At 48.2% G+C, this 17,875-nt stretch carries 16 protein-coding genes and 4 pseudogenes; 19 read left to right on the top strand and 1 reads right to left on the bottom strand.

The features are described from left to right. Positions 1-273, top strand: a pseudogene (locus JCM13995_RS13920) (LtrC-like protein); the annotation flags it as partial. Positions 274-431: 158 nt separating this feature from the next. Here the strand turns inward: JCM13995_RS13920 and JCM13995_RS17355 are convergent. Then, positions 432-494, bottom strand: a complete 63-nt coding sequence (locus JCM13995_RS17355; RefSeq protein ID WP_222843308.1) for a putative holin-like toxin — start codon at positions 492-494, stop codon at positions 432-434. A gap of 263 nt (positions 495-757) precedes the next feature. On the opposite strand from JCM13995_RS17355, the pseudogene JCM13995_RS09140 reads away from it, so the two are divergent. The 18 genes and pseudogenes from JCM13995_RS09140 to JCM13995_RS09050 all read left to right on the top strand — a co-directional run bounded on the left by JCM13995_RS09140 (position 758) and on the right by JCM13995_RS09050 (position 17,330). Next, positions 758-971: pseudogene (locus JCM13995_RS09140) on the top strand (helix-turn-helix domain-containing protein). A gap of 32 nt (positions 972-1,003) precedes the next feature. Next, positions 1,004-1,405, top strand: coding sequence for a BREX-3 system P-loop-containing protein BrxF (gene brxF, locus JCM13995_RS14515; RefSeq protein ID WP_156314406.1), 402 nt, complete (start codon positions 1,004-1,006; stop codon positions 1,403-1,405). 15 nt (positions 1,406-1,420) lie between these two features. Continuing rightward, positions 1,421-3,442, top strand: a pseudogene (locus JCM13995_RS18190) (DUF6079 family protein). 19 nt (positions 3,443-3,461) lie between these two features. Next, on the top strand, positions 3,462-4,649 hold the full coding sequence (locus tag JCM13995_RS18185; protein ID WP_500778517.1) for a DUF6079 domain-containing protein: 1,188 nt from the start codon (positions 3,462-3,464) through the stop codon (positions 4,647-4,649). Continuing rightward, positions 4,565-5,110, top strand: a complete 546-nt coding sequence (locus JCM13995_RS17045; protein WP_500778516.1) for a DUF6079 domain-containing protein — start codon at positions 4,565-4,567, stop codon at positions 5,108-5,110. Before JCM13995_RS18185 ends, JCM13995_RS17045 begins: the two co-directional genes overlap by 85 nt. 4 nt (positions 5,111-5,114) lie before the next feature. Further along, positions 5,115-5,915 carry a DNA methyltransferase gene (locus JCM13995_RS16135; protein WP_225350824.1) on the top strand — a complete coding sequence of 267 codons (801 nt, stop codon included), beginning with the start codon at positions 5,115-5,117 and terminating at the stop codon, positions 5,913-5,915. 28 nt (positions 5,916-5,943) lie between these two features. Continuing rightward, the gene (locus JCM13995_RS09110; protein WP_225350823.1) at positions 5,944-7,662 is read left to right on the top strand and encodes a DNA methyltransferase; all 1,719 of its coding nucleotides are present in this window, start codon (positions 5,944-5,946) and stop codon (positions 7,660-7,662) included. Between the two features lie 35 nt (positions 7,663-7,697). Continuing rightward, entirely contained in the window at positions 7,698-10,373 is a 2,676-nt protein-coding gene (locus JCM13995_RS09105; RefSeq protein ID WP_054664882.1) for a DEAD/DEAH box helicase, read from the top strand. Positions 10,374-10,394: 21 nt separating this feature from the next. Then, positions 10,395-11,198: a hypothetical protein gene (locus tag JCM13995_RS09100; RefSeq protein ID WP_054664877.1), complete on the top strand. Its 804-nt coding sequence runs from the start codon at positions 10,395-10,397 to the stop codon at positions 11,196-11,198. Continuing rightward, complete coding sequence (locus JCM13995_RS09095; protein ID WP_054664874.1) at positions 11,195-11,851, top strand: PglZ domain-containing protein; 657 nt, start codon at positions 11,195-11,197, stop codon at positions 11,849-11,851. Before JCM13995_RS09100 ends, JCM13995_RS09095 begins: the two co-directional genes overlap by 4 nt. Then, positions 11,844-12,557 carry a hypothetical protein gene (locus JCM13995_RS09090; RefSeq protein ID WP_054664873.1) on the top strand — a complete coding sequence of 238 codons (714 nt, stop codon included), beginning with the start codon at positions 11,844-11,846 and terminating at the stop codon, positions 12,555-12,557. Before JCM13995_RS09095 ends, JCM13995_RS09090 begins: the two co-directional genes overlap by 8 nt. A gap of 474 nt (positions 12,558-13,031) precedes the next feature. Then, complete coding sequence (locus JCM13995_RS09085) at positions 13,032-13,784, top strand: hypothetical protein (protein WP_054664872.1); 753 nt, start codon at positions 13,032-13,034, stop codon at positions 13,782-13,784. Positions 13,785-13,801: 17 nt separating this feature from the next. Next, positions 13,802-14,014, top strand: a complete 213-nt coding sequence (locus JCM13995_RS09080) for a hypothetical protein (protein ID WP_162230936.1) — start codon at positions 13,802-13,804, stop codon at positions 14,012-14,014. A 243-nt stretch (positions 14,015-14,257) separates the two neighbouring features. Next, positions 14,258-14,866 (top strand): recombinase family protein, encoded by a 609-nt coding sequence (locus JCM13995_RS09070; RefSeq protein ID WP_054664864.1) that lies wholly within the window; start codon positions 14,258-14,260, stop codon positions 14,864-14,866. Positions 14,867-15,354: 488 nt separating this feature from the next. After that, positions 15,355-15,822: a JAB domain-containing protein gene (locus JCM13995_RS09065; protein ID WP_054664861.1), complete on the top strand. Its 468-nt coding sequence runs from the start codon at positions 15,355-15,357 to the stop codon at positions 15,820-15,822. An 11-nt stretch (positions 15,823-15,833) separates the two neighbouring features. Beyond that, entirely contained in the window at positions 15,834-16,049 is a 216-nt protein-coding gene (locus JCM13995_RS09060) for a hypothetical protein (protein WP_054664858.1), read from the top strand. Between the two features lie 12 nt (positions 16,050-16,061). Further along, positions 16,062-16,458: pseudogene (locus JCM13995_RS09055) on the top strand (hypothetical protein). A 131-nt stretch (positions 16,459-16,589) separates the two neighbouring features. After that, entirely contained in the window at positions 16,590-17,330 is a 741-nt protein-coding gene (locus JCM13995_RS09050; protein ID WP_225350822.1) for a hypothetical protein, read from the top strand. Positions 17,331-17,875: the final 545 nt, after the last annotated feature.

The raw sequence follows: 17,875 nt of genomic DNA, 5'->3' as shown, positions 1-17,875 counted from the left end.
CCAAACAATTAGGCTTACAAGAAGCCCCAAAAGATCCTGAGCATGATCTAAAAAAAGCTATCAGCCCATGATCTTAATAAGTCCTATCAAGGCTTGCAACAACAAATTCAACAAACAACTAGTCCACAACAAAAAGCGCAATTAAAAAATCAGTTAAACGATGTGCACCAAGAAATTAGTGATCGAACTCAAAAACAGCTGCAAGCATTTTCTGAAAAGAATCCGGGAATCAAACAACCTGATCCTGAATACGATCAAAGTCTGAAACGTTAGCCAGTTTTTAAAGGACATGCTATAATGAAGGCAGAAAAAGGAAGCCCTGCCGAAAACAGGACTTCCCACGCAAGCCGCTTCAAAGGCGGTGGCATAATTACAAAACTATATTAATGTCGTCCCGTAACTCGCCAAAGTTATAATCGGGGCGGCTTTTTTTATTTGTGGTGCTTGTCGATATAGCTGAGTAGCGCGATTAAAAACGTGCCAAACAGCAACATCAACGAGAGTGTCTGGAAGACGCTCATTGACTGTGAAACCTTCCTGAAGATTATTCCATGTTCCCATGGGCCTCACCTCGCAAGGGAAAAGACAGCCACCGCCCTTAAAGATAGATTAAGTACAGTATATCAAAAGCTTGTATATAAATCAAGAATTCAGCGGGAAAATTCATTCGATCACTCGATTAAATCTTGATTTCACATTGAAGAATGTGTATAATAGGTTTACAAGTCTGATTTTGGCGGAAAGCGAGGTAAGCGTCATGGCCATTAGCTATAAGAAATTGTGGAAACTACTGATAGATCGCGATATGAAAAAGAAGGATTTACAGAAAGCTGCCGGTATCAGCTCGGCGTCAATAACAAAACTTGGAAAAAAATGAAAATGTGAATACAGAGATCATAGAAAAGATATGCGTTGCCTTGGGTTGCGATGTTAGCGACATAATGGAAATGACGGATGAAGAGGCAAAATGAGAAAGGCGGATTGAAATGGGTGAGATTATTGAATACGGAAATCTCCAAAGACAAAAGAACACCATTTCCCGGCTGCTCATTTACTGGACACGAATAAGGAGCTGTCTTCACAGCCGGTGTCTGTCAGTAGACCTCTTTCGGAAAAGCTGCAGGACGTATCTCCGCGGAGTAGGACGATGAGGCTTGCCTCATGCTTTCAAAGTGTAATCGTACAGTATCCGGACAACGTGGTCATCAAGGATATCGACGTGATGTTCAATCCGGCCTATCAGGTCGACGTTTTGAAAATTCTGACCGAGGCTCGGAAGAGCAAACCCTACAGCGTAATTTGGCCGGGACGATACGAAAACGGAACGCTTTATTACAGCGAACAAGGGTATCCGGATTATAAAACATATGAAGTAAAGAACTATGACATCACCTGTGTCATTTAAGGAGGAAACACCAACATGAAGTATTCAGAGCTAATAAGCTTCAAGCCTGTCGAATCGACGATACAGCTTGTTGAGGGGACAAAAACGGAAAACGGAGTAAAAGAGCTCGTGCAGACCTATGTCATGTCGGACAGCATGGCGGAGAGCCTGCAGGCTCCGGTCATCGACCAACTCCAGATGGACGAAGTTGTAGACAATAAAGGCGTTTTCGTCGTAGGTAACTATGGTACCGGTAAATCTCACCTGATGAGTGTGATTTCTGCTGTGGCCAATGACGCAGGGAATCTCCAATATCTACAGAACCAGAATTTTGCTAAACGCATGGAGCGGGTCGCAGGTAAGTTTGAGATCCTGCGTTTGGAAATCGGTGGCGTTACCATGACGCTCTACGATATTCTCTTCGACTACATCGAGGAAGATTTCCAGCGTCGGGGCATTGACTTCAAGAAACCAGACTGCTCAACGGTCCGCGACAACAAGAAAGTCATCCGTCAGATGATGGAAGCCTTCAATGCCAAGTACCCGGACAAGGGATACCTGATCGTTGTAGACGAGTTCCTTGCCTACCTGACCTCCAGAGACGAGCGCCAGCTGGTTCTCGACCTGGAAGTGCTGCGTGCGTTCGGAGAGATGTGCTCCAAGAGCAATCTCCGCATCATTCTCGGCATTCAGGAGAAGATCTTCGATAATCCGAAATTCAGCTTTGTCTCTGAAACGCTGAAGCACGTCAGCGACCGTTTCACGCAGATGGAGATTACAAAGGAAGATACGGAGTACGTTGTTTCGGAAAGAATCCTGAAGAAAAACCCGGAACAGAAGGCTCTGATCCGGAATCACCTCGAGAAGTTCTCCAGCCTTTACAGTGGCATGTCTACCCGCATGGATGAGTTTGTGGACCTGTTCCCAATTCATCGGCCTATATCGATGTGTTCAACAAGGTCTATCTTGTGGAGAACCGTCATATTCTGAAGAACATTTCCAGGGTCATCCACGACATCTTTGATAAAGACGTGCCAGAAGATGCACCCGGAATCTATTCCTTTGACACTTATTGGCCTGCAATCAAGGGCAATGGACTGCTCAAGAGTGACGTTACAATCAGCAAGGTCGTTAATGCCAGCACGCAGCTTGAGGAGATTATCAATCGCTCCTTCCCGCACATGGTTTATCAGCCTCTGGCTATTCAGATCATTTATGCGCTCAGCGTACACAGACTAACAACGAACGGCCTGGATGTGCAGTTCGGACTGACGGCTGAGAACCTGAAAGATGACCTTTGCCTTTATCTGGACTCTATGCCGGAAAATGACGCAGACTTCTCCTTGGCGTTGTTAACACCACGCTCAAGGACATTATGACAACGGTCTCCGGACAGTTCATCATCCATAACGACGCCAACAATCAGTACTATATCGATGTCGATAAAATTGTCGACTACGATGAGAAGATCAACCAGAAGGCATCACTCCTGGCTCCAGCAGAGCTGAACCGCTACTTCTATACGGTCGTCTATAACTGCCTTGAATGGGACGCGAAGGAATACGTCACGAACTTCAAGATTTACGAATACGACCTGAACTGGAACAGCCACAATATCTTCCGAGAAGGCTATCTCTTTATGGGGCTTCCGGGAGAGCGCAGCACTGCTCAGCCGGAGCGCGACTTCTATATTCACATCATGCCGCCTTACGACAACGGCAATGTGAATATTGCCAATCTCCCGGATGAGGTCTATTTCTTCTTTCGTTCTTCGGACGAGTTCAAGAAGAATCTTGAACTTTATGCTGCGGCGAATCAACTGGCCGAAATCAGCGAAGGCAAAGATAAGGAAGCATACCTGAACAAAGCGAAGATGTTCAACCGCCAGCTCGTAAAATATCTGAGCGACAACAAGAACACCTGCTTCAATGTAACTTACAAGGCTCAGATGCGACAGCTGATTGAGGTTTTGAAAGGCAAGTATCGTCCAGATCTGACTTTCAAAGATACCATCGACCTCGCAGCCTCGATCTGCCTTGATGAATATTTCACCGGTAAGTACAAAGACTTCCCGGTCATGAAGACAAGAGTCACCCGCAAGAACATGGCAGGGCTGGCACGGGATTCCTTTAACTATTTTGCAGGCCGGAAGACGCAGCAGGCACGGATGATGCTCGAGAGCTTTGGCGTACTTGAGGATGACAAGATCAAGCCGGAAAACTCGAAGTATGCCAGATATTATATCGATCGCCTGCAGGAGCTGCCGCCGGAGGGCGTGCTGAACTATACAGACCTGTTTGAAGAGCAGTTCATGGGTGCGTATATCGATAAGCAATTTAAGATCAGCTTCTTGTTCACACCGATCATCTTCCTGTCGCTTGTCTACGCGGGATACGCAGTTATTACATTGAACAATGGCAAGACAATCACGGCATCCAACCTTGATGAGATTCCAAATACAAATGCGCTTGATCTGTACGAATTCAAGTACATCTCCCGCCCGGCGAAGATGGCTCTTGCTGAGCTCAAGAAGATGTTCGAGGTGCTTGGCCTTAATCCTGCGCTTCTGGATCTACCGAAGGACCGAGACAATGGCGTCAAGCAGCTTATTCAGGTTGCACAGAATCTTTGCAATGATGCGGTTCTCGGAACGAGAAAGCTTTCTGACGGCTTCGAGCTGTGGGAAGAACCACTCGCGAATTCTCAGATGAAGTCGAGCATGCAGAGCGCCTGCGACAAGGTCAAGGAGGAATTCAGCAACTACTCAGCGAAGTTTAACACATTCGCGAAGCTGAATAATTTCCGCCATACGATGGATGAGATTCAGAAAATTGAGAAGCAGATCTGGACATTGCATCGTATTCCGGAGTATCTCGATTTCAAGAGCGAATGTGGAGATCTCGTTAGCTACATTGTAAGTGTCCAAAATTTCGGTATTGACGAACTGAAAGCTTCCATCGAGGACGCGCGTGCAGCTTTCCGTACAGCCAGAGACAGCATTGCAGAGGGCACCAGTGGAACGGATGCAGCCCACGCAGTGAAGGACGCGCTGGAGCCGGTTCAGGAGAAGTACATCAATCTCTACTACGATGCGCATTCGAAAAAAAACGCCTCGGCATTGAAGACGCACAGCGCAAAGGCAAGATTCAGGAGAGTCTTGCGCTCAAGAATCTCCGGAAACTGCATAGCATCACAATCCTGCCCGGCGCGAAGCTATCTGACCTCGAGACCTCGATGGCGAACATTAAGGTCTGCTATGAGCTGACTCCGAACGAACTGAAAAAGAATCCGATCTGCCCGCATTGCCATTTCGATATGAGCAGCCATGAGAGAAATGTGCATGGACTGCTGGATCAGATCGACGACGGCATTGATGAGCTGACACAGGAATGGACGAAGAAGCTGCTGGAGACCATCACTGATCCGCTTGTGCTCGCACAAAAGCAGTACCTGAATAACGACCAGCAGAAAGTCATCGATGACTTTGTCGCCTCAAAGGAGCGGCCAAAACGCGTAGATGATTTCTTTGTGGAGAGTATCACCGCTCTGCTTAAGGGATTCGAGCCGGTAGTCATCGACGCGGAAACGCTGGTGGAAAAGCTCGAACAGCTGCAGCCGCTCAGCGAGGACAACTTCCGCAAGAAGCTGAATGACATCATCGCTTCTTATACAAAGGGCAAGGATGAAAGCAAGCTGCGTATCGTCGTAAAGCGTAAGGAGAATTAAAAACATGGAGAAGAGAAAACTAACCAAAGAGGACCTCGACAAGGTCCGCGATATAGAAGGCTTCCCAATCGGCTCGGATGAGGACATCATTGCCCTCTCCGATGCGCCGTATTACACAGCCTACCCAAATCCCTTCATAAAGGAGTTCATTGAAGAAAATGGGACTCCGTATGACGAGGAGACGGACGATTATCATTGCGAGCCGTATGCTGCGGATGTAAGTGAAGGGAAGAATGACGCTATTTATAACGCTCATACTTACCATACGAAAGTTCCTTATAAAGCTATTATGCGTTATATACTGCATTACACCAAGCCGAAGGATCTTGTGTTTGATGGCTTTTGCGGAACCGGAATGACGGGTGTTGCTGCAAATATGTGCGCACACCCAGAATCTCAATTTCAAGCAGTTTTGAACGCTGAAGACCCAGATATTGAATGGGGAGCTCGTATCCCTATCCTGCAAGACTTGTCCCCAATAGCAACTTGCATTGCACATAATTATAATGCAGATATTGATATTCAAAAGTTCACGTCTGAGGCCGAAAGAATACTGAGCGAAAGCTATAAGGAGTGTAAATGGATGTATGCTACAGAACCCGATCCGTCTGCAGCTGCATCGACACTTATCAGACAGAAGGGCAAAATCAATTATACGGTTTGGTCTGATGTGTTCGTATGCCCTCATTGCGGCTCGGAAGTGGTGTTCTATGATGCCGCAGCTGATCCTACTACCGGAAAGGTGAGCGATTCATTTGCTTGTCCCAAATGTAATGCTCAATTAAAGAAAAAAAGAATGCAATAATTCGTTTGAATCTTTCTATGATTCCGCTTTGAAACAACCACATCAGATTGTTAAACAGAAGCCGGTCCTTATTAACTACCAATATGGTAGTAAGAGATATTTTAAGCGTCCGGATGCTGAGGATATTGCAACGATCAAAAAGATTGAAGAAATGGACATACCCTATTGGTATCCGACTTTACGTATGCGTGAAGGAAGAGAGAGTCGTCGTAACGATAAAATCGGCCTGACGCATGTTCATCATTATTTCTATAAGCGAACTTTGTATGCTTTGTCAAAACTGTATGACCTGATTCAGAAATCTGAATGCAAAGATTTGCTTCAAATTTGGTTCACAAGCCAGATTATTAACATAAGTAAAATGAACCGTTTCCGCCCGCAAGTATCGTTTCCTTACAATCCATTAAGCGGAACACTTTATGTTTCTTCAATGGTAAGTGAAGCAAATCCTTTCAATGCTTATGAAGGGAAAATTCGTAAATTTACAGAAGCACTTTCTAACAATAAAGGAAATACATATTGCATTTCCACTGCTTCAACAACAAAACTCGATGTACAGGAAAACAGTATTGACTATATTTTTACTGATCCACCTTTTGGTGCGAATTTGAATTATGCAGAATTGAGCTTCTTATGGGAATCTTGGCTGAAGGTTGTTACTAACAGCAAATACGAAGCTATTGTAAATCCTACAATGGGAAAAGCCTTGCCTGAATATCAGACGCTAATGACATCTTGTTTTCAGGAGTGTTATCGAATTCTTAAACCAAATCGGTGGATGACCGTTGAATTTCATAATTCTAAAAATGCTGTTTGGAATGCGATACAAGAAGCTTTACAAAGAGCTGGTTTTATTATTGCCGACGTAAGGACACTTGATAAGCAATCTGGAAGCTTCAAACAGGTCAATAATACCTCGGCTGTTAAACAAGATCTTGTCATATCGGCCTATAAACCAAAGAACGACCTTACACGGACCTTGCACGAAAGTGCTGGACAATCTGAAACCGCGTGGGCCTTTGTTCGTCAACACCTTGCGAACCTCCCGGTTATAGTCGATGCGGATCATGACGGCAAGATTGACATCATCTCCGAGCGACAGGCGTACCTGCTTTTTGACAGGATGGTTGCCTATCACATTATGAATGGAATTCCTGTGCCGATTGACGCGACGGATTTCTATAAGGGACTGGATGAGAAGTTCTTGAAGCGTGACGATATGTATTTCCTGCCGGATCAGGTTAACGAATACGACACGGCTCGCATCAAGATGGACGTCGAACCGATCCAGTTCGAGCTGTTTGTCTCGAACGAGAAGTCCGCTATCGCATGGTTGTATCAGCAGCTTGACACGCCACAGACCTACGCGGAGCTTCAACCGAAGTTCATGCAGGAAGTGAAGTCCGTGGACCGTTATGAGAATATGCCGGAGTTGTCTGTCATGCTGGACGAGAACTTCATTCAGGACGATAAAGGCCGCTGGTATATTCCGGACCGCACGAAGGAAGGCGACGTCGCTAAGCTCCGCGAGAAGAACCTCTGGAAGGAATTCGAGAGCTATATGAACAGCAAAGGCAAGCTGAAGCTGTTTCGCTCTGAGGCTATCCGTGTCGGCTTCTCGCGCCTTTGGAAAGACAAGAACTATCAGGCCATCGTTGATATGGCAGAGCGTCTGCCGGAGCAGACCATTCAGGAAGACGATAAGCTACTGATGTACTACGATATCAGCTTGAGCCGCGTGCAGTAAGGCTTTAAACTGCACATTTTTGGAGGTGGCAGCGCATGCTGAAGGCAGGTGAATTCGCCTTTGACAGGAATACAGGAAAAAGCGTACAGGTTCTTGAATGCCTCGAAGTGTGGGGATACGTATCCTATCGCGTCTTCGATCCGTCCGCAGGAAGTGTCTATAAGGTGATGGCGGACAGCTTGAGTGATTCGTCCGGCTCGAATACTTACGATGAGAACTATCTGCGCTATGTTACGCTGCTGTCAAAGATTAAAAACGAAACTGCGGGAGGACTCCTGACTTCTCTTGCCAGTGGTGTCATTCCGCTGCCACATCAGCTGCATGTTTTGAACCGCGTGATGTCTACGAACAATATCCGCTATATTCTGGCGGATGAGGTCGGCCTCGGGAAAACGATCGAGGCTGGCATGGTTATCAAGGAGCTGAAAGCAAGAGGACTGGTCAGGCGGACGCTTGTAGTCTGCCCGACTGGTCTTGTAACGCAGTGGTCTGCGGAAATGCAGGAGAAATTCCACGAGAAGTTTCAGGTGATTCTCCCGTCGGACTACGATACGATTCGCAGGCTAACGGACAGCGATGATGTCTATGGGCAATACGATCAAGTCATCTCGCCGATGGATTCGATCAAGCCGCTCGAAAAACATGCTGGGTGGACGGAGGAACGCGTAGAACAATATAACCAGGAGCGCATTTATTCCATCATTAACAGCGGATGGGATCTAATCATCATTGATGAAGCACACCGCGTTGCTGGTTCTTCCGGTGAAGTGGCAAGATATAAGCTCGGGTATCTACTTTCACAGGCAAGCCCATATCTGCTGCTCCTGACAGCCACGCCGCACAACGGCAAGACCGAACCTTTCCTACGTTTGGTCCGCCTGCTTGACGAGGATGCCTTTCCGAACGCAAAATCCGTAGTCAAGGAACAGGTTGCTTCGTTCCTGATCCGTACAGAAAAGCGCGAGGCTATAGACACTAACGGAAATCTGCTGTTTAAGAACCGTGTCACACATCTGGTCGAGCTGACCTGGGACGAACGGCATACCTATCAAAGACAGCTCTATGAGATGGTCACGTCCTATGTTTCGAAGACCTATAACAAGGCACTCCGGAACCGCAAGAAAAATATGTGCCTGATTTTCCTGCTTATCATTATGCAGCGCATGGTGACAAGCAGCACAGCAGCAATCCGCCAGAGCCTCGAACGGCGGCTTGAAATTTTGAAAACCCAGAATACCAAGATTGGCTCTCTTACCGAAGAAAATCTGGCGGAGCTAGATATTGAAGATGACGTCGAGGATGCACTTCAAGCCATGTCTCTCGATATGGAAGAAGAAATCAGCGAGCTGGAGAATATTATCGCGGTTGCCAAGCAGGCGGAGTTCCAGCACCCGGATGTAAAAATCGAAACGCTGGAGAATACGATAGACGCTCTCCTAAACGCAGATAGAAACCAGAAAATTATCATCTTTACGGAATTTGTGGCTACGCAGGAATATCTCCAGCGACTGCTAACGACTATGGGATATTCTGTGACAATCCTGAATGGACGGATGAGTATCGAAGAGCGTAACGAGGCACTTCGGGAATTCCACGACAATACGAACGTTTTTATTTCTACCGATGCCGGTGGTGAAGGCCTGAACTTACAGTTCTCGAATATCATCATCAACTACGATCTGCCGTGGAATCCGATGAAAATCGAGCAGCGCTGCGGTCGTGTAGATCGTATCGGGCAAAAGCGAGATGTGCAGATTTTCAATTTCATCGTAACAGATACGATTGAAAACCGTGTACGGGAAGTGCTGGAAGAAAAGCTCTCTGTGATCCTCAAAGAAATGGGCGTCGATAAGTATTCTGATGTCCTTGATAGCGAAGTTGCAGAAGTTGATTTTACCGATGTCTATATGCGTTCGATCAGCAGGCCGCATAGAAAATCCGATGAGAATCTGTATCCGGTAGAGTCTGAGCTACGGCAGGAGCTGAAAAACGCACAGAAATACAAGAGCCTGCTTCATGAAGACAAAGACCTGACGAAGCTCGTCGGGAAGAAATCGAACTTTGATGTGGATACCGCTCTGCACCAGATGCTCACCTGTTATGATGCATGGCAGGGATTGGACCCGCGGCTCATTATGGATATTAGTATCAATGACGATAGCATTACGCGGCATCTCAATGCAGACGTGATTCAGGATCGATTCTCTCCGATATTGTCGGTTTCGATTCAGGATTTTCCGAACGAGGAAGGTTACTTCATGCTTTGGAATCTGTCTGCAACCGATGATGAAATGGGCCAGAGAATACTCCCTGTATTTGTCAATAAAGATTTTGTGCTGCGACCAATGGCTGGGAAGCGGATTATGGATGTGTTCCTTGATGGAACGTCACAACTTTCTGTCCATTCCGTACCGAACTTAACTGGAGACGAGTATCAGCAGCTTGAAAAGCTGAGCAAAGAATTTGCGTACGATTCGTTTCTTGAATTAAAGGATCAGCAGTTAAAAAGAAATAAGGAAAGCTATGACAAGTACATGTATGCTCTGAAACTTCGGACAGAAGCTACGGAGCATGTGGGCATAGATAACATCAGAAAATCCCGGTTGAAGCGACTGGAAAAAGAAAAAGCAGCCGTAGAGGAGCAATATAGAAAAGGACAAGAGGTCTATCCGGAATTTAAGTTGTGCCTACTTGTCAGATTGGAGGCGTGATAATGTTCGGAAAATATATATATGAAAAAAACTTATGCTTCCAACACTTCACGCATGCTATTCATTGATGAGGACGGCCTTGACGAACAGACGCACTATACAGATGAGTTTGAGCACAGAGGTTTTCAGATCCTTCACTACAAAGATGATCTGAGCTTCAGGATTGAGTGGGAAGATAAATTCAAAAGTGGTCAGGATAAGTATCTGATTCTCGCAGAGCCAAAGGTCTACATACCATATGATGTTCTGAAGGCTTGTGGTTCTTACAAATTTCATATTTCTTTGATGAATCTCTTCCCGCATCTGCAGATACAGTGCATACGGGAGAAGGCAGACCTGAATTTTGATCTTCTCTGCATGGCGTATAAAAGCCTCTACGACGATTGCCGAACGTACGATAAGACGAAAGACTTCATAGATGATGTCGTCTACGGCAAAGACAATGTTCGCGAATATGTGAACCAGCGCATCAAAGATGTTTCTGTTCTGGCAGAAAAGACGCAGAACTATAAGAATTGGATCAAGGTAGCAGAGGCAAAATCTGAAATTGATGTCTTCTGCGCAGCTTATGAGATCGACGCGGATGCCGAGTTCGTGCAGGAACCGTTCTTGAGATTCATACTTGAGAGCTTCGGCAAGCTTTCAGGAAAGATTACTTCAGATCGGGAAACGCCTGTGCTCGTCAAGGGCGCGATGGATTACATGTATAATCACAGCGATAAATTCGTGATTATCGTCATGGACGGAATGTCGGAATTTGACTGGACAATATTGTCTCGAAGCTTCGGAGACATAAAGTACGAACGATCTGCGGCTTTTGCATGATTCCGACGATCACATCACTCTCTCGACAGAGCCTTGTTTCCGGCAAATATCCACGGCAGCTTTTTAGCCCGTGGAGTACCAGCAAGGAAGGTAAGGAATTCACCGATTGTGCGATGAGCTTTGGCCTGCGCAAAGAGCAGGTTGAATATCATCGAGGATACGATGCCGACTTTGGACCGACGATTCGTTGTGGTTGCGTCATCATTAATGACATAGATGATATGGTTCATGGTCAGCAGCAGGGACGATCCGGCATGTATCGTGATGTGGAATACCTGTCTAGTATGGGTAAGCTCGCGACGCTTGTGCGAAATCTACTCAGTAAGGGCTTTGATGTCTATATTTCGGCTGATCACGGTAATACTCCATGCATCGGTCAGGGAAAACTGATGAAGCTCGGCGTTGAAACAGAAACAAAGAGCCATCGCATGTTGGTTCTGGAGAAGTTTGCAGACAAAGAGAAAATGAAGAAACAATATGACATGATCGAGTATCCGAAGTACTTTCTTGACAAGCAGTACGATTACTTGATCTGCAACATTGGAAAATCCTTTGACGCGAAAGGTGACAAGGTGATGACACACGGAGGCATAACAGTGGACGAAGTGATCGTGCCATTTATTAAAATAAAGGCGGTGGATAACAATGGGTAAGATGGTCGGACTTTCGAGAAATTTGAAGATGACATGGCTTAACAAGGCCGTCGAGCTATTATCCGAGAATCTGCCAGAACAAGATTATAAGGATAGGCTGAATGAATACCTCAGCTTTGAAATCAAGAGTCCTACAAACCTGCGTAAAACCAGAGAGATTCTGATGAACTTATGGTATTACGAGAATCCGGAGACGGAATCTCTGCGAACACAGGCACGGGTTCTTATCGAAAACGATTCTGATAATTCGCTTGCGGCCCACTGGTGTATCATCCTCGTCACATACCCGATATTTGTAGATGTGTCGAGGATCGTCGGTAAGCTCTCCGAATTTGAAGAGGAGTTTACGATCCAGCAACTAAAGCAGAAGATCTTTGATGAATGGGGTGAACGCGCCACATTGTTCCACTCCATCGACAAGATCATCGCAACAATGAAGGCGATAGGCGCTTTGAAAGCTGAGAAATCGGGTCGCTACACTATCATAAAGCATGAAGTGCGAGACGATAAAGTAAATGCACTTCTGGTAAGTGCCGGTATGACCGTCGAGGATAAAGGAAACTTTACCCTTCAGGACTTACGCGAAATGAGCTACATGTTCCCATTCAAATATCAGATTGAGAGGGAAATGCTTATGATGAATGACACGTTTACCATCACGAACATCGGTGGCGAAATGATGGTGAGCCTGACCGCAAGCTTATGATGACCTGGAAACAATTCTACGATGGTTATCTTTGCTGGTCTGACAGCACCATCTCTTCCAGACTTTCACAGATATACGACCTACAAAATGCGGATACAGCCGAGATTGTAGATTGCTGCCAATGCACTGATGAGGCTCTTGCCTGCCGCCTTCTTCGCAAGGCAGAGAAGGCACAGCTATCCTTCAGTAAGAGGTCGTTAAACGGGCGTATATGAAAAAGTGGCGCAACCCTCTAACATAAGGATTGCGCCACTGCTGTACTCGAATTATTTAGGCCACCAGGGTATACCCTGGTGGGACATTTTCGGAACCCGTCAAATTAACGTTTATCGTGTCCCACCAGGGTGTATTATCAAAGAAAAAGAAATTTCCACGGTTCGGTACATGTGTATGTACTTATCGGAGAACCCCATCTATAATAGAAGTAAATAGTCGGAATCGCTTAATCAGAACACAACGACGGGAGTGAAGGCATTGGCGAAAACAATCAGTAAGCAGCAGAAATGGAACGCAGCTCACCGAGAAGCGACCCGGATTGCTAGCGATCGAAGTGCAACCAAGCGCTTCATCCAACGATACGCCACGGCTGACGATCTCGTTGCAGTTGAGAAAATGGTACAAAGCCAGCGCGCAGCATTGAAGGAACGTGAGGCAGAGGCGATCCGGCCGTTGGATCTGTATGCCGGGGTTATCGGGCACTCATCAGATGATCAGCCTCCGCGAGGCTTTGATGTGATTGAGTCGGCGGACGTTATCACGGCCTCCTTTGAAGGCAAGTTCCTCGTCAAAACACCAGACCGAAGCAAGCTGGATCCGTTTAGCTTTGATTGGCACCAACGCGAAACGCTTGCAAGTGACCACCTGGACGCCTGGTGGCAATGGGAATCAAAGCTGCCGAGGCTGCATACGGAGAGCCGCATATTCCGCGCCTATCCGGTGGAGAAACGCGCTGAAATCGAAGCGGAGCTGGAGAAGCAGTTTGGCTATCAGCCAAGGTTCAAGGTTTGTTACAGTGCTGCGGCACTGACACGACGGGAAAATGAGTTCTTCAGCCCGTTCTCTGAAGAACCTATTATTAGATGGGAAGGCGCTGGCCGGGGGTACTGGCCAACCCAGCAGACCGAAGTGGTGAGCGGTAATCTTTCTCTGGTTGAAGATCAGCCTGGGAGGAAGGACACCCGCCATTGCTGGAAACAGAAGTGCTGCGTCCAGCCTATGAGGCGCTAAGCAAAGAAGACAAACCTGTGTATGTACCAACAGACCAGGCCCCGGTGCTGAAGCCCAGAAAGTACCAGGCAATCAAGGTCACGCGACGCACGCAAAAGGATGGTACTGAACGAGAATACCGCAAACCCGCTGGCCAATATCGCGGTCTCAACCGCACGGAAGCGTACAAGGCTTATCGTAAAGATCACCCGCACGCGAACCTAGACAACATCGAGCTTGAGGAGATTTAGACAAAGTGGGCCAACTCGGCCCAAAGTTGTGCTGAAAGGTGGGGTAACTTTGGCAATCAAGGCAACGAATACACAGATTAAGGTCACAATGACGCCTGAGCAGCGCTTAGTGCTAGACCAGGTCAAAAGCACAAGTGGCGAACGAACTTCGGAACTTATCAATCGGCTACTCGCGACCGAGCTAGCCTTGCAGCAGGCCGGCCTCAACCACGACTTGCACGCTAAGCAGAGAGGTGGACACTAATGGCCAAAGTTGGTTATGCGCGAGTCAGCACGACAGATCAAAATTTGGCGCGTCAATTTGCCGCCTTTGACCAGGCGGGCGTCACGAAGGTATTTGCCGACAAGCTAAGCGGCAAGAACCTGGAGCGGCCGCAGCTCAGGGCGATGCTTGATTACATCCATGAAGGCGACGAGGTGGCGGTGCTTAGCGTAGATCGCCTGGGTCGCAATAACGCTGAGCTGAGCCAGGTCATCGGGATCATCAACAGCAAAGGCGCTATGCTGAACATCTTGAGTTTGCCTACTTTTAGCGAGATCAAGGAACCTAACTTGCGCCGCCTGATCATCAACATTTTCCTGGAGCTGAACAAATACCAGGCCGAGGAAGAGCGCAGAAAGATTCTGGAGCGGCAACAAGAAGGCATCGCCGAAGCTAAGAAACGCGGCGCGTATAAAGGTGGCCGAATCTTGTACTCCGCCGACGTTCAGAACGCCAAGAATCGTTTGGCCTACGAGCAGCTGGTGAAGCTTGTTGGCGAAGGCGTGCCCACAAAGGAAGTTGCGCGAAGAATCGGCGTCGCGCGCAGTACTGTCTACCGAATCATCAAGAGAGATCACCTCAAGGACTGATTACAGAAACGAGAACCGGTGCCCAGGTTGAGAAGACCAGATGGTGGTTCTCTTTTTTTGATCCTTCAAGCCAGGCCACAGCCTGCACTCACAAACCGAGTGTAGGCTGTTCAACGTTATGTGGCGGCGCGCCCAGGGGGCCCTTGCGCACGCCACGGTTACTTTAGTCTCCTACTGCTGTTTTGCGGTCTTGCAAGAATCCAGAAGGAGTGATCAGTGCTTGCCCTGCTTCGCAGTGCCTGGCGTACCGCCAGAAGCCCGCCGCGCTTTTCTTCATCTCTCGCGCTACGCCTAACGCCGCTTCGCGGCTACACCGGAACCCTTCCACCGGCAAGGGGCGAAAAACTTTTGCAAACCCGGCAAACTTTTTGCGCTCAGCCCACCCTTGCCGGTTCCAGGAACCCGGTGTTACGGCTACGACGTCGAGAGATGAAGAAAAGCGCAAATGCGCAGTAGAAGGTCGGGCCGGAAGCCCAGGAGGTAATCTGATGAAGACGACAATCAAAGTAACTCAAAATGCGGTTATGGTAACATCTGTGAAACTGGTGCAAACGAAAATACCGCTGTCATGGGCCGGGGTTCCTATCCTTGGCGAGCTCACGGCAACATACGTGGCCCAACAAATCATCGGCGACGATGCCAGCGAGAGTCTGTTGGCAATGTTCCTAGATACTAAGAACCAAGTCATCGCCGCCCAACGCGTGTTCATTGGCACAGTCAACAAGGCCCTTGCCGCACCACGCGAAATCTTACAATCAGCGCTGTTGTGCAACGCCGTGAGCTTCATCATGGCTCACAACCACCCCAGCGGTGATTGCACCCCATCGGACGCAGACCGCCAGCAGATGCAAGCAATGGAGCTAGCCGGGAACGTTGTGGGTATCAAAATGTTAGATAGTCTGGTCGTATCGCCGGAAGACGCGTACTCAATCAAGAGCAACGCCCACATGGCCTAGGAGGGATAATCATGAAATCATATATCATCTATTGCGGGTATCAAATTCTGGGAGAGCAGGCCGACTGGTCGGAACACGTCAGCGCACGCAATGAGCTAGAGGCTCTTAAAGCGGGCAAGCAGAGCATTCTTGCACAAGCCGTTCGACGGCCAGACGAGTACGGTGTGAACGTTGCACTGGCCGACAACCCAGAGCACGTAATCATCGGCATGGACTACATCGGATAGGAGGCGGACAGTATGAAGACGGTATACGAGGACGTTGTGAAGCAACCAGCAGACAAGCTGGCCCAGACCATGCAGGACATGACGTACTGCTGGAATGAAACCGTGGTACCCAAAAAAACACTACAAGAAGCTCCTCACCAAACAGCTAGAGGAGGTTGTCGCGGACAGCGTTAGCGTCAGCATGGTTAATGCCTATTACAAGACGCTGGCGGAGTTCAACAAGGGAAACCGTGAATGGTACGTATCGGCCTTGTTGTGCATTGAGCTGGGCATCAACCCTAGTAAGGCCAGCCAGCAAGAGCTGGAGGCCGTCAATCGGGCCACGCTAGCGGCGCTGGCCGGGCCCGACGGCGGACTTTTGGCCCCCGACCTGAAAGCGGTATTTGACCAAGCAATGTTAGGAGCGTGAGCAAAAATGCCATTGAAATCAAGCATTCTAAGTTACCAAGACCGGGGCCGGTGGGGCAAGAGCAGTTACCGAGGTAACGTATCAGCCACGTCATCAAAGACTTACTAGAGACGTATCGGCCGAAGAAATTTGTGGAGGTCTTTAGCGGTGGCGGCACGGGCAAGGACGTAGCTACCGACCTTGGCCTCACTGACAGTGTTCACCTAGACCTATTGACCGGCTGGGACGCGCTCAAGGACGACACGCCGGTGCAGTCAGACTTTGTGTTCTCGCACCCGCCGTACTGGGACATCATCGACTACGCGACCCAACGCGGCGCCTACGACCCGGACGACCTATCAAATGCCATGCCCTACGCGGACTTCATCAAGGAGCTAGACATTATCAACGAGAAGATATACGACAGTCTGGTCAAGGGCGGACGACATGCTTTCCTAGTCGGAGACGTTCGCAAGAAAGGCCACTACTACTCGATTATTAAGGACATGACTTGGTACGGCGACCTAGAGTGTCACCTCATCAAGGAGCAGTTCAACACTGTTAGCGGGCGGAAGAGCTACGGCGGGACGTTTGTCCCTATCGCGCACGAGCACTTGTTGGTATTCAAAAAGGGCGAAATCTGGCAGGTCAACATCAAGTACACCAAAGACTTCACCCGAACAATGGCCGACATGCCACACGCAACTTGGCGGGACCTCATCTATTCTATTGTCAGGGGACGCGGCGTTACGAAGCTGGCCGACCTATACGACGCCTTGGCCAAGACTGCCAAGGCGCAAGGAAACCCTAACTGGCAAGCAAAGGCCCGACAGGTGGTGCAGGACGAACGCTATTTTGAACGTGTCACACGCGGCGTGTATCAAGTGGCGTAAGAGGCCCAGCGGGAGCTGGCCCGTTTCCTTCACATTGAGACCATGTTATAATATAGACAAGCGAAAAGGCACCCCACAAGGAGTGCCCTTCCACAGCAGAAGCCGTTTAAAGAACGGTGGTACAAAAGTCACAAACTAAAGCCGCGACCTCTCGCCAAAGTTGAAGCGGCTTTTAGTTTGCTCATTTTTTTCCGGCCGAAGCCGGTTGCTTTCATCAGCTTGCGCACTGCATTGACCAATCGCGTTACCGCGAGGACAAGCAGAGCTAGCGCACTGACAAAGGCCGTGATTGTCGCCAAAGCGCCAATCAAAAGCAGACCCGTACCTCCTTCCGTTGGAATTAAAGGTTATGAACCTTACGCCCATAAGCCTCACCTTCTCCCGAATATGAAGATACCACCGCTCATTAACTTTTCTGCTTCCTATATTATATCACAGATGCCGTCAAATGCTTAGAGCCACAAGCGTTTGACGGTATTTGATTGCCATCTCGCCGGGTAGCCGCCGCGCGGCCGAGGGAGCAGTGCGGCGGCCGTCCCGGCTGG

The sequence above is a fragment of the Lacticaseibacillus camelliae DSM 22697 = JCM 13995 genome (assembly GCF_001311195.1).
GTDB classification, from domain to species: Bacteria; Bacillota; Bacilli; order Lactobacillales; family Lactobacillaceae; genus Lacticaseibacillus; species Lacticaseibacillus camelliae.
The sequence above is the reverse complement of the archived record's forward strand: the minus strand, read 5'-3'. Positions and strand labels throughout refer to the sequence as shown.

Coding starts and splice junctions, on each gene's coding strand:
- JCM13995_RS16135 (WP_225350824.1), top strand. CDS start 5,115: ATGGAGAAGAGAAAACTAACCAAAGAGGACCTCGACAAGGTCCGCGAT.
- JCM13995_RS09070 (WP_054664864.1), top strand. CDS start 14,258: ATGGCCAAAGTTGGTTATGCGCGAGTCAGCACGACAGATCAAAATTTG.
- JCM13995_RS09060 (WP_054664858.1), top strand. CDS start 15,834: ATGAAATCATATATCATCTATTGCGGGTATCAAATTCTGGGAGAGCAG.
- JCM13995_RS09095 (WP_054664874.1), top strand. CDS start 11,195: ATGATTCCGACGATCACATCACTCTCTCGACAGAGCCTTGTTTCCGGC.
- JCM13995_RS09090 (WP_054664873.1), top strand. CDS start 11,844: ATGGGTAAGATGGTCGGACTTTCGAGAAATTTGAAGATGACATGGCTT.
- JCM13995_RS09100 (WP_054664877.1), top strand. CDS start 10,395: ATGAAAAAAACTTATGCTTCCAACACTTCACGCATGCTATTCATTGAT.
- JCM13995_RS18185 (WP_500778517.1), top strand. CDS start 3,462: ATGAAGACAAGAGTCACCCGCAAGAACATGGCAGGGCTGGCACGGGAT.
- JCM13995_RS09105 (WP_054664882.1), top strand. CDS start 7,698: ATGCTGAAGGCAGGTGAATTCGCCTTTGACAGGAATACAGGAAAAAGC.
- JCM13995_RS09065 (WP_054664861.1), top strand. CDS start 15,355: ATGAAGACGACAATCAAAGTAACTCAAAATGCGGTTATGGTAACATCT.